We start from the raw sequence: 14,547 nt of genomic DNA, 5'->3' as shown, positions 1-14,547 counted from the left end.
GCTGGTTAGTTCAACCACCGGCTCGTCACCTCGACCGACGTCTGCGACGCCGAACTGTCCCTGTGCCACCACGACCACCGACAGAAGGACTGCTATGGAAATACGTGCTCCAGAGAATCAGCCCGCCACGTCGACCCGCCGAATTCCGTTTCCTTCCCGATTAAACCTGAGACGCGACGTCCCCGCCTCGATCGTCGTCTTCCTCGTGGCGCTTCCCCTTTCCCTAGGTATCGCCGTTGCCTCAGGAGCCCCGGTCCTGGCCGGACTCATCGCCGCTGCTGTGGGTGGCATCGTCGCCGGCAGCCTCGGCGGATCGCCGCTTCAAGTCAGTGGCCCCGCCGCGGGCCTGACGGTCATCGTTGCCGGGCTGATAGATCAGTTCGGCTGGCAAGCCACCTGTGCGATCACCGCGGCCGCAGGTCTGCTCCAAATCTTGCTGGGCATCGGCCGGGTCGGCCGTGCAGCACTTGCCATCTCTCCGGTCGTTGTCCATGCCATGCTCGCGGGCATCGGTATCACCATCGTGCTGCAGCAGCTCCACGTGGTCCTGGGCTCCGCGCCCGGAGCCAATGCGTTCGGCAACATCGTCTCCATCCCCGCGAGCCTCGCCGCGCTGAATCTGCAGGCACTGATTTTGGGCCTGAGCGTCATCGCCGTCCTGCTCGTGTGGAAAAAGCTCCCGCAGCGTATACAGCAGATCCCCGGCCAGCTCGCCGCCGTTGTCCTGGCGACCCTCCTTTCCCTGGCCTTTGGTGACTCGGTGGAACGCATCGCGCTAGACGGCTCACTGCTAGAGGCCGTGAGCGCGCCGGTCCTACCTGAGGGCGGCTGGGGCGCGGTGGGGATCGGCGTTGTGACGGTGGCCCTGATAGCCAGCGTCGAATCGCTGCTCTCCGCGGTGGCCGTTGACAAGATGCAGTCCGGCCCGCGCACCAACTTCAACCGTGAACTCATCGGTCAGGGCACCGCCAATGTCGCCTCCGGCATGCTGGGCGGCCTACCCGTCACCGGCGTGATCGTCCGCAGCGCCACGAACGTGGAGGCTGGCGCACGCACCCGCTCCTCGACCATCCTGCACGGCGTATGGATCCTGCTCTTCTCCGTTTTCCTGGCCCCGGTGATCATGATGATCCCGCAGTCAGTACTCGCAGGCTTGCTGGTCATCATCGGGGTGCAATTGGTGAAGTTCGCGCACATCAAGACCGCGCTGCGCACCGGCGACTTCCTGATCTACACCGTGACGCTCACGCTGGTGGTCTTTGCGAACCTCTTGGAGGGAGTGCTCGTCGGACTGGGGCTGGCCATGGCGCTGGTCTTATTCCGAGTGGTGCGCAGCTCCATCCATGCCGAGCGGAGTCCGGACCGGGACGGTCGTCCGGCATGGCGGGTTGGCATCGAGGGCTCCTGCAGCTTCCTGACCCTTCCGCGGCTGAATCGCACCCTGTATTCAATTCCCTCCGGTGCCCACGCCACCATCAACATCGAGGCTGACTTCATTGACCTGTCGGTCTTCGAATCCATTGACGCCTGGCGCGCGCAGCACGAGGCCACCGGCGGCACCGTCAGCGTCGAGGACCACGGGACGATCCGGCTGGGCGACGCCACGGATGGCGCCCCCAAACGTGGGATCGCCCGCTCGGCACTGAGCAGCGGACTCGCTCCGTGGAGGCGGTGGCAGCATGCCGCGGTAGCCAGCGAGGGCTCGACTCCCGAGACCCTGCCGGTTCTACGCGGTGTGCGAAACTACCACCAGCGCAACGCGGCATTGATGCGCCACGATACGAACCTGTTGGCCCAGGGGCAGGATCCCACCACCTTGTTCCTGACCTGTGTTGATTCCCGAGTTGTCCCCAACGTCATCACCTCCAGCGGCCCCGGGGACCTGCTCACCGTACGCAATGTGGGCAACTCGGTGGACCGCTCCGGAAACGATCTGTCCTTCGAGGCCGCTCTGGAATTCGCCGTCGAGAAGCTCAACGTCAGCACCATCACCGTCTGTGGACACTCGAATTGCGGGGCCATGGTTGAACTGCTGGCCAGCGATCCTGCCGCGGAGCGGACCGACGGACGCCCCGTCAACCAGTGGCTTGATGGGATGCGCGAGAGCCGGTTGGCGCTGGCAACCGATCACCCGGTGCTTCTGGACGCCGCCGCGGCCGGCTATTGCGAGGTCGACCAGCTGGCGCTGGTTAACGTGGCGGTGCAGCTCGAGATTCTCGCCGGACACCCGCGCCTGAAGCAGCGCATCACCGACGGTTCGCTGAGCCTGGTCGGGCTGTTCTACGACCTGTCCACGGCCAATGTCATTCGTCTTTCGGCGGCCGGGATCGCGCACCTGGACCCCGTGAGCTAACCCCAAGACACTGAATGAGCCCGAGCTCGTGGAGGAAGGATAAAACACCGGAGAACATCCGGGCAATAAAACAGCTCCGCCCCGCGCGATGCCACCAGTGATGGCAATGCGCGGGGCGGAGCTGTGTGTCGGGTGCGTTTAGCGGGCTGCGGCCAGCTGCACGGCGACGTCCACGATCATGTCTTCCTGGCCGCCAACGTATCCGGCCTTACCGATTTCCTCGAGGATCCGGTAGGCAGGTACACCGTAGCGCTCTGCCGCGCGTTCGGCGTGGATCAGGAAGGAGGAATAGACCCCGGCGTAGCCCTGCATGATGGAGGCACGGTCCATGACCGGCATGCGGGTGATGAACGGCTTCACCACGTCCTCGGCCGCGGCCATGACGCCCTGAATGTCAACGCCGGTCTTGATATCCAGGCGGTCGAACGCAGCGGCGAGGACCTCGGTGGGGGAGTTGCCCGCACCGGCGCCCAGCGCCATCAGGGTGCCGTCGATCTGCTTGGCACCGGCACGCACGGCGAACACCGAGTTGGCCACGCCGAAGCTCATGTTCTGGTGGCCGTGGAAGCCCACCTGCGCGTCGTCACCGAGCTCGGCGACCAGAGCCGAGACCCGATCCGAGACATCGTCAAGGATCAGGGCGCCGGCGGAGTCGACTACGTAGACGCACTGGCATCCGGCGTCGGCCATGATGCGTGCCTGGACGGCCAGTTCCGCCGGGGAGACCCGGTGGGAGAGCATTAGGAAGCCAACGGTTTCCATGCCCAGCTTGCGGGCGTGCTGGAAGTGCTGGATGGAGACATCGGCCTCGGTGCAGTGGGTGGCGATGCGGGCCACGGATGCTCCGGCATCATAGGCCTGGTTCAAATCGTGGATGGTGCCTAAGCCCGGGAGCATCAGCACGGCGATCTTCGCGGCCTTGGCCTCGTCAACGGCTGCCTTGATCAAATCCAGTTCCGGGACTTTGGAGAAGCCGTAGTTGAAGGAGGAGCCGCCTAGGCCATCACCGTGGGTGACCTCGATGACCTCAACGCGGGAGTCATCCAGCGCGCGGACGACGGAGCGGACATGTTCTTCGGTGAACTTGTGGCTCATGGCGTGCGAGCCGTCGCGCAGGGTGGTGTCGGTCAGACGGATGTCAAAGGTGGTGTTCATGGGTGCAGTCATGGTGTGCTTCCCCGTTCTTACTAGTTGGCCAGCGCGGTGGTGCGCGCGGCGTCGATTTTGTCGGAGAGCAGATCCGCGGTGCGGGTGGCCGCTGCGGTGATGATGTCCAGGTTGCCTGCATATTCGGGCAGGTAGTCGGCGGCACCGGCCACCTGCACCCAGATGCCGACGCGGCCGAAGCCGCCCCAGTCTTCGCGGGCTTGATCAAACTGTGGCTCCAGGCGCAGTGCGTACCCCGGGACGTAGTCGCGGATGGAGGCGGCTGCTGCATCGATGGCCGTGCGGATCTTGTCCTGGGTGGCGCCCGGTGCTGCGGCCTCGGCCGGGATCATGCAGTAAATCGTATTGCGCATCATCATCGGTGGTTCCACCGGGTTGATGATGATGATGGCCTTGCCACGCTTGGCGCCTCCCACGACCTCAAGGGCCTTGGCGGTGGTTTCGGTGAACTCGTCCACGTTGGCGCGGGTGCCCGGGCCTGCTGACTTCGAGGCGATGGACGCGACGATTTCGGCGTATTCGACCTCGACGACGGAGGAGACAGCCGCAACGATCGGGGTGGTGGCCTGGCCGGCGCAGGTAATCATGTTCACGTTCATGGTGTCGGTGAGCGTTTCCAGGTTCACGACCGGTGCCAGGTACGGACCCACGGCGGCGGGGGTCAGGTCGATGGCGTGGATGCCGGCGGCCTTGTACTTCGGGGCGTTGGCCTCGTGGGCCTTGGCACTGGTGCATTCAAAGACGAAGTCGGGGAGTTCATCCTGGGCCAGCAGCCAATCCACGCCCTCGGCGGAGGTGGTGATTCCGAGGCGTGCGGCGCGGGCCAGTCCGTCAGACTTGGGGTCCACGCCGATCATGTACTTGACCTCGACGTTGGTGGAACGGCGCATGATCTTGAACATCAAGTCGGTGCCGATGTTGCCGGAGCCGACAATTGCGGCTGTTTTCTTTGCCATGGCTGGTTACTTCCTTAGTGACAGGTAACGAAGAAAAATGGGGGAGGGGGGGATTAGATGAAGTTGATGCTCAGCGAGCCCAGGGACCCGAAGTCCGCGGTGGCGGACTGTCCGGCGATCACCGGCAGCGCACCGGTGAAGGAGCCAGGCAAAATGAGTTGGCCGGCCTCGAGGGACACACCCTGCTCGCCCAGCACGTTGGCTAGCCACGCAAGGGGAGCCACGGGATCACCCATGACGTCGGTGCCGATACCCGTGGATTGCTTTTCGCCATCAATGAGCAGCGAGCATTCAACCGAGCCGAGATCCGCAACCTTGACATCCAGCGGCGTGGTTCCCACGGCGATCGCGCCGCATGAGGCGTTGTCCGCCACGGTATCCACCAGGCGGATGTCCCAGTTGGCGATGCGCGAGTCGATGATCTCGATGGCCGCGTAGACCTCGCCGATGGCTGCCGCAGCCTGTTCGCGGGTCACACCCGGGCCGGACAACGTTTCCTTGAGGACAAAACCGAATTCGGGTTCAACCTTGGGGGAGATGAACGAGGAAGCGGCGATCTGCGCGTCCTCGTGGTGCACCATGTCGCTGAAGAAGAAACCAAAGTCGGGGGAATCCACACCGAGCTGCTTCTGCATGGCGAGTGAGGTCAGCCCGACCTTGCGTCCGGCCAGTACACGTCCGGCGGTTACATGGGCGCGCAATTGCGTGTCCTGGATGCGGTAGGCGTCGGAAACGTCCATGGCTTCGACGCGGTCGCGCAGCGGGGCGATCGGCTTCAGGGTCTCGGTGGCCGTGAGTAGGTCCGCGGCCAGGGAATCAAGGAGTTGTGTGCGTTGGGTGCTCATGATGGTTTCGCTCATTTCTTCAGTACCGCGGTGGTGACGCCAAAGCCGGCAATGTATTCCTTGATCGGTTTGTAGAACTCGTAGTTGACTTCGTATTCGCCGCAGGCGCGCAGCGCCGAGTAGGCGGCGACCCAGGTGCGGACCTCGTGCGAGGAGTGACCTGCCACGGCATCCATCTCGTCCGCTGTGTAGGCATCAAATGCGCTAACGTCTCCGGCCTTGCAAACCTCGAGGAAGGCGCGGTCCCATTCGGGGTTCAGGTCCATGATGTCCGCCTCACCGGCTGCGAACTTGATGGCCGTGTTGATGGTGTTGGCTTGGCGGGCCGCCCGGGCCTCCGGGGTGGGGTTGCGGCCGTTGGTCAGCAGGGCTCGCTGGGCTTCGGTGGCGGTGGCGATCTGCGGGACCGGCGGGTCATGTGACAGGCCGCCGGAACCGATGAAGAGGACCTTCTTGTCCGAATCCTTGAAGTATTCGCCCACGGCTTGGCCGAACTTGCGCACCCGGGAGACCTTGGAGAAGGGGCGGGCCACGGAGTTCACGAAGATCGGGATGACCGGGACGGTGTCCAGCCCGCCGAAGATGATTTCCATGGGCTGCACTGCACCGTGGTCAACTTCCATCTTGCGGGAGATCGCGGTGTCGATGTCCTGGTCGATGATGTACTGGGCCAGTTTTTCGGCCTCATTGGTTGGGACATTGATCGGTCCTGACCAGGAGTCGTAGTCGCCGGTGCCTAGGGCCTCGTAGCCGACGCAGAATGGGGGCATCAGGTCGTAGAAGAAACCGTTGTAGTGGTCAGGGCCAAAGTTGATGACCAGATCCGGGTTGAATTCCTTGGCGAAGGCGCGGACGTGGTCAAAGGCGGCTTCGACGGCCGCCTTGACGTCCTCGGGCGGATTGGTGTGCTCCAGCAGGGGAGAGTGCGACATGGCGATCAGTGCTTGTTGCATTCCTGGCGCTCCATTCGATTGACGGCTAGAAGATTGTGCTTGTCTATATTCCATCTCACACAAGGTACGAAGGCACGTAGCTGTTCCATTGGGCGGCACGATTCATACACGGGTTTTTGCTAATGCCCCGTGGTTCCGCAGAGAAACGCCAGATGAATCATGGAAGAAAATCGTGCACTAGTGCATAATTCAGGAATGGATGAGAAAAATTCGGGAGTCCGGGAAGCCCGGCGGAACCGCCACTGGAGGCAGATTCACGAGTCGGCGGTACTGCTGGTCCTCGAAAATGGCCTACCGGCAACCACCATTGATGCCATCGCCGCCGCCGCCGGTGTCTCGCGGCGCAGCTTCTTCAACTACTTTCCCACCAAGGAGGACGCGGTGCTGGGCACCCGCGACCCCTGGCTTCCAGAAGTCGAGTGGGCAGAATTCCTCTCCTCAAAACTGCCAGTGCTGCCGCGTACCGCCAAACTTCTGGCGGCCGTGCTGAACACCAGCACTCAGGCCGGGGAGGGGTTTAGACGACGCCGCGAAATGGTGCGGGCCTTCCCCGAACTGCGCCGGCGCACCCACGTTCATGTGCAGGCGGCCGAGCAACTGGTGGCTACCGCACTGATCGAACGACTGAAGCCACACCAGGCTGCGCTTCTGGCCGATGAATTGCCCAATGATCCCGACGCGCAACACGCTTTGGTGCTGCTGGCCGGAACCATCACCCGCTTTGCGTTCACCGAAGACCCCGAGGAATTCGCACGCGATGGCCAAGCAGCCGTCCTGCGGGCCAGCGAGGTGTTCGCAGCACTTTTGAATCCGCCGTCACGCTGAGCAAGATCAGCGGTGGGATGTGTCCGCTGACTTAACCAGGTCGGTACCCGGTTGCGAGAACCGGGTACCGACGGCAAACGAAGGCGCAGCGACTACACGCGCTTTCGAGTTTCCTTGGAAAGGAACACGCAGACCGCGGCAATCGCGATCAGGAAAATGAAGTAGCACGCGATGTTGTTGGTGCCACCGCCGTTGTCCAGCGCGATCAGCCACTGGGCCATCAGTGGTGCGGTACCCGCACCCAGGACCGAACCGACCTGGTAGGTCAGCGAGACTCCGGTATAGCGGGCGTTGGTGTCGAATTTCTCGGCTAGGAATGCGCCGACCGGACCGTACATGGAAGCCTGGATGATCGGGTTGCCGACCATGAAGCCCAGCGCGATCAGCCAGAAGCTGCCCGAATTGAACAGGGAAAACATCGGGAATACCAGTGTCACCGAGATTACTGCCCCGGCCAGCATCACCGGGCGGCGGCCGAAGCGGTCCGAGAGCCAGGCGAAGAATGGAATGGTGAAGATGTGCAGGAAGTTCGAGGCCGTCAGCATCATCAGAGCCTGCTGCTGAGTCATGGCACCGGTGGAGACCACATGCGGAACCATGAAGATTCCCATCAGGGCCTGCATGAAGAGCGGGCCCGCGATGCCCAGGATACCCAGGACGGTTTCTTTCGGGTATTCGCGCAGCACACGCAGGATCGGGGCTCCGGTGGGCGCCGAGTTCTCGGCTTGGGCCTTGAGGAATTCGGGAGACTCGGTCACTCGGTAGCGCATGTACAGCCCGATAATCACCAGCACGGCGGAGAGCAGGAAGGGCACGCGCCAGCCCCAAATCAGGAACTCATCGCGCGGCAACCCGGCAAAGAGGCCGAGAATCAGCGTGGCCAGCACCGCGCCGGCCGGTCCACCGGAGACGGCAACGGATGCCGCTATCCCGCGGTTCTTCTCCCCGACGTGTTCGGCAGCCATCAATGTGGCGCCGGCCCATTCTCCACCCACGGCCAGTCCCTGGATGACGCGCAACAGGACCAGGAGAATGGGCGCGGCCATCCCGATGGTGTCGAAGGTGGGCATCAGACCAATGGTCACAGAGACCAATCCCATCATCATCAGCGTGATGAACAGGATGTTTTTGCGACCGAAACGATCACCAAAATGACCAAAGAGCACACCGCCCACCGGCCGGGCCACGTAGCCCGCCAACAGAATCACGAAGGACAATGCGGTGCCCACCGCGGGGTCCATGGTTTCGGGGAAGAAAAGATACGGGAAGACCAGCCCGGCGGCCGAACCGTAAAGCAAAAAATCGTAGTACTCAACCGTGGACCCCAGAAAACTGGAGACCAAGGCGCGACGGGATTCCTTGCCTGAGCTGCTGGTGCCTGCCGGCGCGTGAACGGGATGCGTGGACTGGGTCAACTGTGTCTCCGAAAAAAGATGAATTACTGCAGGGATGACACAACCATGACCGATGTGATTGGGCACACCAAAACTTTGTTCCGTCAGGCGGAACGTTATGCGCAACACATATTCAAGTCGCCGATCCCTCAGGCCGGAGTGGCCGATTCGGCGGGCCGCACTCCTCCTGAGCGTCGGGAGCACCGTTTGCTGCTCGGTTCCGAGTTCTCCGTGCCGAGAAGAGGGGAGTGACTATGCTGTTTGCGCGTTGCGCAGCTGCTGGCGCTGCCGTGCACTGACCGCCGCAACGGCACGCGAGGCGGCGTAACAGACCTTGCGTAGGACCTCGGATTGCGAGTCCGGGATGAATTTCCCGGTGGGCCCGGAAATCGACAACGCGGCCACGGGTTTGCCGGCCGGCCCCATGACCGGAGCGGCAATGCAGTTCAAGCCCGTGAGGATTTCCTCCCGGTCGTAGCCCACATGCTCCTTGCGAATGACGGACAATTCCCGTCGCAGTACCTCGGGGTCGGTGATGGTGTGCGGAGTCCAGGCGGGCAGTTCTCCGCGTAACACTTCCTCGGCGCTTGTGGGGTCGAAGGCCAACAGCACCTTGCCCACCGCGGTGCAATAGGCCGGCGCTTTCCCTCCGATGCGCGAAGGGCTGCGCACCTGCAGGTGTCCGTAGAGCTTGTTGAGGTAGATGACGTCGGTGCCCTGTAAAACGGCAAGATGGACGGTTTGCTTGGTCAGTTCATACAGGTCGGCCAGATAAGGGGTGAGCACATCACGCATCCTTCCATGGGCGGTCGATTCCTGGGTGTCGCCAAGCTCAAGGATCATCTTGCCCAGCCGGTAGGCGTTGCCCGCCCGTTCCACGGCGCCATTGCGCTGCAGCATACCCAAGAGCCGAAATGCGGTTGACTTGGACAAATCAGAGCGTCTGGCCAGCTCGCTAACGCCGACGCCGCCAACCGAGTCCGCCCCGAAAGCGCTGAGCAGCGACATTGCTTTATCCACGGCGGTACGTGCGTCGTGTTGCGGGGTGGTGCTCGGGGACATGGTCTACCTACCTCTGGGGTGCAGCCGGGGCGGCATTGCGAGTTCCCGGGATTATTCCAGTGTCACGTGGAAAGAACTGTCGGTCAAACGCTGCCATCTTGAGGGAATCGGGTGGCGGCCAAGCAAGGGCTGTGGGCAGTGCAGTCCTCCTCTTCTGCACTGTCGACGGAGTATGGTGGCACCGCCCTGCCAATGGCAATTTACTCCTGGTTGAACGCACAAGCCCCGCCGGTCCTTGAGCAGGACCGGCGGGGCTTGGGTGGTGCTGTGGCGCAGTTACTTGGCCATGTGGAGTGCGAGGTAGGCCTTGATGACCTGGTTGAACTCGGTGGCGCGCTCAACCTGGGACCAGTGGCCGCACTGGTTGAAGATGTGGGAATCGGCAGTCGGGATGACGGCCTGGAGTTCGTGGGTGCGAGTCACCGGGATGACAACGTCCTGCATGCCGTGGATCAGCAGTACCGGGATCTGAAGCTTGCTCAGGACATCGAAGTCCAGCGGCAGAGCGTCGCGGTCGCGGTCTCGTGCCGTGACAACTTCGACGAGACGATCGCTGGCGGTGTCGTTCAACGCCGAAGCGTAACGCAGGGAGACGAGTTCGTCGGTGACTAGGGACTTGTCGACAACGAACTGCTCCAGGGTGCGGCGGATGCCGGCCTCGGAGAGTTCGGGCTTGGCGTGTCCGGAGAGTGCTGCGGTCTTCTTGGCTCCGCCGGTGCCCATGGAGACGATGCCGAGCAGACGCTCGGGAAAGTCGATGGCGAACTGCATGGCGACCCAGCCGCCGATCGAGTTGCCGACGATCCAGGTCTTCTCGATGCCCAGGGCGTCGAGGACGCGGACCGCGTGGCGGACCCATTCCTTGATCCCGTATTCGATGCCCTCGGGCACGACGGTCTGGCCGTAGCCGACGGAGTCGATGGCGATGCAGCGGCCGGTCTCGGCTAGTTCGGGGAGGTTTAGCCACCAGTTGGCTGCGGCCGTCACTCCGGTTCCCGAGCCGTGCAGGAAGAGCATCGGGGTGCCCTCGCCGAGCTCGTGGTAGTGGGTGATTTCGCCTTCGGCGGTTTGAAGCCACTTGTCTTCGAGGCCGAAGAAGGCGTCGGTGGTGTAATCGGGAATCTGAGTGACTGTCATCGTGAAACTCCTAAGTTGGGACTCATGCACAAGGATGCTGGCTTGCTTCAACCCTAGACGCGGAGGGCTTGGAGATGGATGGGTTGTGCCATCCTTCGGCACACAACGAGGACCTGTTACCTCGGGGGATGGGCAGATTTTGCCGTGAGACTGGCACAAAGGTGCATTAGTGCAAATTTTGTGTCGTGATCAAGGTGTAGTCCGCGACTTGGGTACATCGGCTGCAACACGCGATGATAGAGAGCAATAAACCCTCCCCGAAGGATTGGCCGTTCCCATGAGTATTGATTCCATCCTGATCATTGGAGGCGGCCTGGCCGGATTCACCGTGGCTCAGAACCTACGTACCCGCGGTTACACGGGTCAACTGAGCATCATTGACCCGGAGGGGATTCCCTACGACAGGCCTCCGCTGAGCAAGGGCTATCTGCTGGGGGACAAGGATGCGTTGGGCATCGAGTTGGCCCCGGCGGCGTGGTTCGCCGAACACGAGGTCACATTGGTGAGCTCCACGGTGCGTGAGTTGTTGATCGAGCCGCTGGGTGTGGAGCTCTCCGATGGTTCGCAGCTGCTGGCTGACCGTCTGGTGTTGGCCACCGGTGGCACCGCGCGTCCGCTGCCTGTGGACGGCGGGGACCTGGATACAGTTCTGGTGCTGCGCAACCGGGATGATGCAGATGCGTTGCGAGCCAAGCTGCGCCCTGGGGTGCGGCTGGCCATCATTGGCGCTGGACTCATCGGAGCGGAGGTTGCGTCCTCCGCGCTGCACTTTGGTGCGCAGGTCACCCTGATTGATCCGGTGGACCCGCCGTTGGTCCCGGCCGTTGGCGAAGAACTGGCCAAGCGCCTGCACGAGATGCACACCCAAGCCGGAATCACGCTGATTAACGGCGCCCCAAATCGTATTTCTCGTACTGTTGATGGCCACCTGGTCGAGCTTCAGGATGGCAGCAGCGTGGAATGCGACGAGGTATTGGTGGGCATCGGCATCATCCCCAATGCGGAGTTGGCCCAGGCCGCGGGACTCGCCAACGAAAACGGCGTATTGGTCGATGAAAGCCAAAAAACTTCCCACCCCTTTATTTACGCGGTGGGTGATGTCGCCCGGGTGAAAACTTCTGATGGAACGCTGCTGCGCCGGGCCGAACATTGGGAGCATGCTATGAATACCGGTGCAACGGCTGCCGCGGCACTGCTGGGCCAGGAACTGCCGGTGCACGGTGCCTCCTGGTTCTGGTCGGACCGCCACGGGACCCATGTGGAGGGGACCGGAGATATGAATGCTCCCGGAAAAACCATCCTGCGATCCATTGAGGGTCAGCCGATGGCAGCTTTCCGCGTGGATGACTCTGGAGCAATGCAAGGCGCAGCGGCCATCGACGGGGGACTGACGATCAGGGCGGCACGGCGCATCATCGACAAGGGCATCGTGGTTGACCCCGAGCAACTTGCCGATCCCGGCATTCCACTGAAAAAACTAGCGCGCTAAATTCCTACCGGGCACCGGGGATGGCTACTCTTCGGGCAGGAATCCCTGCAGTCGATCCACGGCCTCATCGGTGCCCAACTCGGCGCGCTGCTCAGTATTGGCCCAATAGTGGTTGATGGCTCGGTGCAACTGATCCGGGTTAGCGGCAAGCTCGTGAATGGTGATGGCCAAGGGTTTTGGGCTTCGGCCGTTCTGGGCGTGGGGCAGCACCAGGATCCATGCCGGTCCACGTTTGCCCAGGGGCTTGCGGCGGGGTGGATCTGCCGCCTCGATGTCCGCGACGTCGTTCCAATAGATTTCTCGGGTGCCGCGTGAACTATGGATGACAATGCGGCTGCGAGTGAGGTAGACCCCCGGCTCCTGGGCGGTGACGGCCAGCCGGGCCATGCGGATCCCGCGGTTCAATACGTACACACCGATCGCCAGCAGCAGCGCCGTCAGAGCAAGGATCAGGCCTCGGGGTTCGTAGTTGTGGATGAGCAGTAGTCGGGCGCTCAGTGACACCGTCGCCACCAGAATCACCACCGACAGTCCCATGATTGCTGCCGCGCCCTTGGCAGAAGTGCGGAACATCGGGAACCAGGTGGCGGCCCGCGGTCCGCTACTGGTGAGAACGGCCATGTTTACCACGGCGCGATCCGCGGGTGAACGCCGGAAAGCAGCGGCCACACCCAGCAAAAGGGCCAGCGCGCTTGCCAACAATCCGGTGGCCAACACCGACTTTTGACTCAGCAGGGCATAGGTCCCGCTGCCGGCCAAGAAGGCTAAAAGAATAAACGAGGCGAACAAATGGTGAGCAAGACGCCAGCCACTGTGCCGTGGTGCCCACAGCGACGGACTAGATTCCATTTTGCTCATGTCAGTAGCCTAATCCGCACTCACGAGGAAAGCCGCACCAAATGCAGAATTGTCGCGAGACATGCACTGCACAGCGCAGGTAAATTTCGCCTACGATAAATGCACTATGAAATCGATTCGCAAAAACGGAAAAATGATCGCCTGGGTGCTCATCTGTGCCCTAGCCCTATCGGTTGGGGCCGGCTTGGTTTCGGTCGTGGTCTAGATGCCGCGCAACTCCAACGACTCCACGGCGCTCAGCGGTGGTGAAGGCTCGCTTCCCGAAGCTTTATCTGTTCCCACAAAGGATGTGACCCGTGGGTGGGTCGCCTCGATTGTGGCCATCAATATCGGTATCAATGTCATCTTCTTTGCACCCATCAACGTCCTGTTGGGCTTGCAGGCTACCGCGATTGATGCTGGATCCAAGGAAGCCATTCTCTCCCTGGTCACGGCCTGTGGCGCGTCGGTGGCCTTGGTAGCCAACCCACTTTTTGGGGCCTTGTCAGATCGCACCGTCTCGAAGATGGGCCGTCGCTCCCCATGGATTCTTGCCGGTGCGATCCTCGGTGCCGCATCCTTGCTGCTGCTCTCCGGAGCCACCACCGTCGCTCTGATGCTCTTGGGCTGGTGTGCCCTGCAGGCCGCAGCCAATGCCGCCTATTCAGCCGTGACGGCAACCATCCCTGACCGAGTTCCTGAAGGTCGGCGTGGCGGCATTGGTGGTCTAGCCGCCATGGGTCAAACCGTTGGTGTGCTCCTGGGTGCCGTTGTCGGTTTCGTGATTTCCGGAAACATTGCTGTTGGATACATGATTTGTGCCGCTGCCCTGATTGTTTCGGTCATTCCCTACGTCCTGCGGCCCAACGATCCCGTGCTGCCGCGAGAGTTTCGTCCTTCCTTCAACGTCGTAGATTTCCTCAAGGGCTTCTGGATCAACCCGCTCACGCACCGCGACTTCGGGTGGGCCTGGCTGACGCGGTTCATGATGAACACCGGCAATCAGATGACCATTGTCTACCTGCTCTTCTTCCTTACCGATGTGGTGCGCTATCCGGATCCGGCCGGTGGGGTACTCATTCTGACCGGTGTTTATGCCGTCATGGTCATCATTAGTGCCGTCATCCTGGGACCCATCAGTGATAGGTCCGGGAAACGGAAGATCTTTGTCATCATCTCCTCGATCGTGATCGCTTGTTCGGCATTGATCATCGCCGTCACCCAAAACTTCACCGGAGCTCTGATCGGAGCGGCCGTGTTGGGCCTTGGGTTTGGCGCTTACTTGGCCGTGGACTTCGCGCTCTTAACGCAGGTTCTGCCCTCTGCTCGCTCCCGCGGGAAAGACATGGGCGTGATCAATGTTGCCAATTCGCTACCGCAGGTCATTGCCCCCACGCTCGCATTCATCTCCGTGCGGATCCTGGGCGGCTACACTGCCCTGTTTATCGTGGCCGCCATCATCGGCATCTTCGGTGCGCTGTTGGTACGCAATATCCGTTCCGTCCCGTAATTGGGCGAAATGCGGATCC

The 14,547-nt window shown here is 62.1% G+C and carries 12 protein-coding genes; 4 read left to right on the top strand and 8 right to left on the bottom strand.

The window, feature by feature from the left end:
• Positions 1 to 94: 94 nt before the first annotated feature.
• On the top strand, positions 95 to 2,353 hold the full coding sequence (locus HED64_RS02420; protein WP_168150498.1) for a SulP family inorganic anion transporter: 2,259 nt from the start codon (positions 95 to 97) through the stop codon (positions 2,351 to 2,353).
• Between the two features lie 138 nt (positions 2,354 to 2,491).
• On the opposite strand, the gene dmpG is transcribed toward HED64_RS02420, so the two are convergent.
• The 4 genes from dmpG to HED64_RS02400 are packed head-to-tail and all read right to left on the bottom strand — an operon-like array spanning position 2,492 to position 6,274.
• A complete protein-coding gene (gene dmpG / locus HED64_RS02415; RefSeq protein ID WP_245325604.1) occupies positions 2,492 to 3,508 on the bottom strand; it encodes a 4-hydroxy-2-oxovalerate aldolase in 1,017 nt (338 codons plus the stop codon).
• Between the two features lie 32 nt (positions 3,509 to 3,540).
• On the bottom strand, positions 3,541 to 4,476 hold the full coding sequence (locus HED64_RS02410) for an acetaldehyde dehydrogenase (acetylating) (protein WP_168150496.1): 936 nt from the start codon (positions 4,474 to 4,476) through the stop codon (positions 3,541 to 3,543).
• Positions 4,477 to 4,529: 53 nt separating this feature from the next.
• Positions 4,530 to 5,321 carry a 2-keto-4-pentenoate hydratase gene (locus HED64_RS02405; protein WP_168150495.1) on the bottom strand — a complete coding sequence of 264 codons (792 nt, stop codon included), beginning with the start codon at positions 5,319 to 5,321 and terminating at the stop codon, positions 4,530 to 4,532.
• Positions 5,322 to 5,332: 11 nt separating this feature from the next.
• Positions 5,333 to 6,274, bottom strand: a complete 942-nt coding sequence (locus HED64_RS02400) for a 3-carboxyethylcatechol 2,3-dioxygenase (protein ID WP_168150494.1) — start codon at positions 6,272 to 6,274, stop codon at positions 5,333 to 5,335.
• Positions 6,275 to 6,469: 195 nt separating this feature from the next.
• Between HED64_RS02400 and HED64_RS02395 the strand changes: the two genes are divergently transcribed.
• Positions 6,470 to 7,099, top strand: a complete 630-nt coding sequence (locus tag HED64_RS02395; protein WP_168150493.1) for a TetR/AcrR family transcriptional regulator — start codon at positions 6,470 to 6,472, stop codon at positions 7,097 to 7,099.
• A 92-nt stretch (positions 7,100 to 7,191) separates the two neighbouring features.
• Here the strand turns inward: HED64_RS02395 and HED64_RS02390 are convergent, their stop codons facing one another.
• The 3 genes from HED64_RS02390 to HED64_RS02380 all read right to left on the bottom strand — a co-directional run bounded on the left by HED64_RS02390 (position 7,192) and on the right by HED64_RS02380 (position 10,692).
• A complete protein-coding gene (locus HED64_RS02390; protein ID WP_168150492.1) occupies positions 7,192 to 8,514 on the bottom strand; it encodes an MFS transporter in 1,323 nt (440 codons plus the stop codon).
• Between the two features lie 231 nt (positions 8,515 to 8,745).
• Positions 8,746 to 9,555, bottom strand: a complete 810-nt coding sequence (locus HED64_RS02385) for an IclR family transcriptional regulator (protein ID WP_168150491.1) — start codon at positions 9,553 to 9,555, stop codon at positions 8,746 to 8,748.
• 276 nt (positions 9,556 to 9,831) lie between these two features.
• Positions 9,832 to 10,692, bottom strand: a complete 861-nt coding sequence (locus tag HED64_RS02380; protein ID WP_168150490.1) for an alpha/beta fold hydrolase — start codon at positions 10,690 to 10,692, stop codon at positions 9,832 to 9,834.
• A gap of 277 nt (positions 10,693 to 10,969) precedes the next feature.
• On the opposite strand from HED64_RS02380, the gene HED64_RS02375 reads away from it, so the two are divergent.
• Positions 10,970 to 12,181 carry an NAD(P)/FAD-dependent oxidoreductase gene (locus tag HED64_RS02375; protein WP_168150489.1) on the top strand — a complete coding sequence of 404 codons (1,212 nt, stop codon included), beginning with the start codon at positions 10,970 to 10,972 and terminating at the stop codon, positions 12,179 to 12,181.
• A 24-nt stretch (positions 12,182 to 12,205) separates the two neighbouring features.
• Here the strand turns inward: HED64_RS02375 and HED64_RS02370 are convergent, their stop codons facing one another.
• Positions 12,206 to 13,039, bottom strand: coding sequence for a hypothetical protein (locus tag HED64_RS02370; protein WP_168150488.1), 834 nt, complete (start codon positions 13,037 to 13,039; stop codon positions 12,206 to 12,208).
• Between the two features lie 205 nt (positions 13,040 to 13,244).
• Between HED64_RS02370 and HED64_RS02365 the strand changes: the two genes are divergently transcribed.
• Positions 13,245 to 14,528, top strand: coding sequence for an MFS transporter (locus HED64_RS02365; protein WP_168150487.1), 1,284 nt, complete (start codon positions 13,245 to 13,247; stop codon positions 14,526 to 14,528).
• The last annotated feature ends 19 nt before the right edge of the window (positions 14,529 to 14,547 follow it).

It is taken from the genome of Paeniglutamicibacter terrestris, from assembly GCF_012271785.1.
Classification (GTDB): domain Bacteria; phylum Actinomycetota; class Actinomycetes; order Actinomycetales; family Micrococcaceae; genus Paeniglutamicibacter; species Paeniglutamicibacter terrestris.
This window is presented reverse-complemented; position numbering and strand designations above follow the sequence as displayed.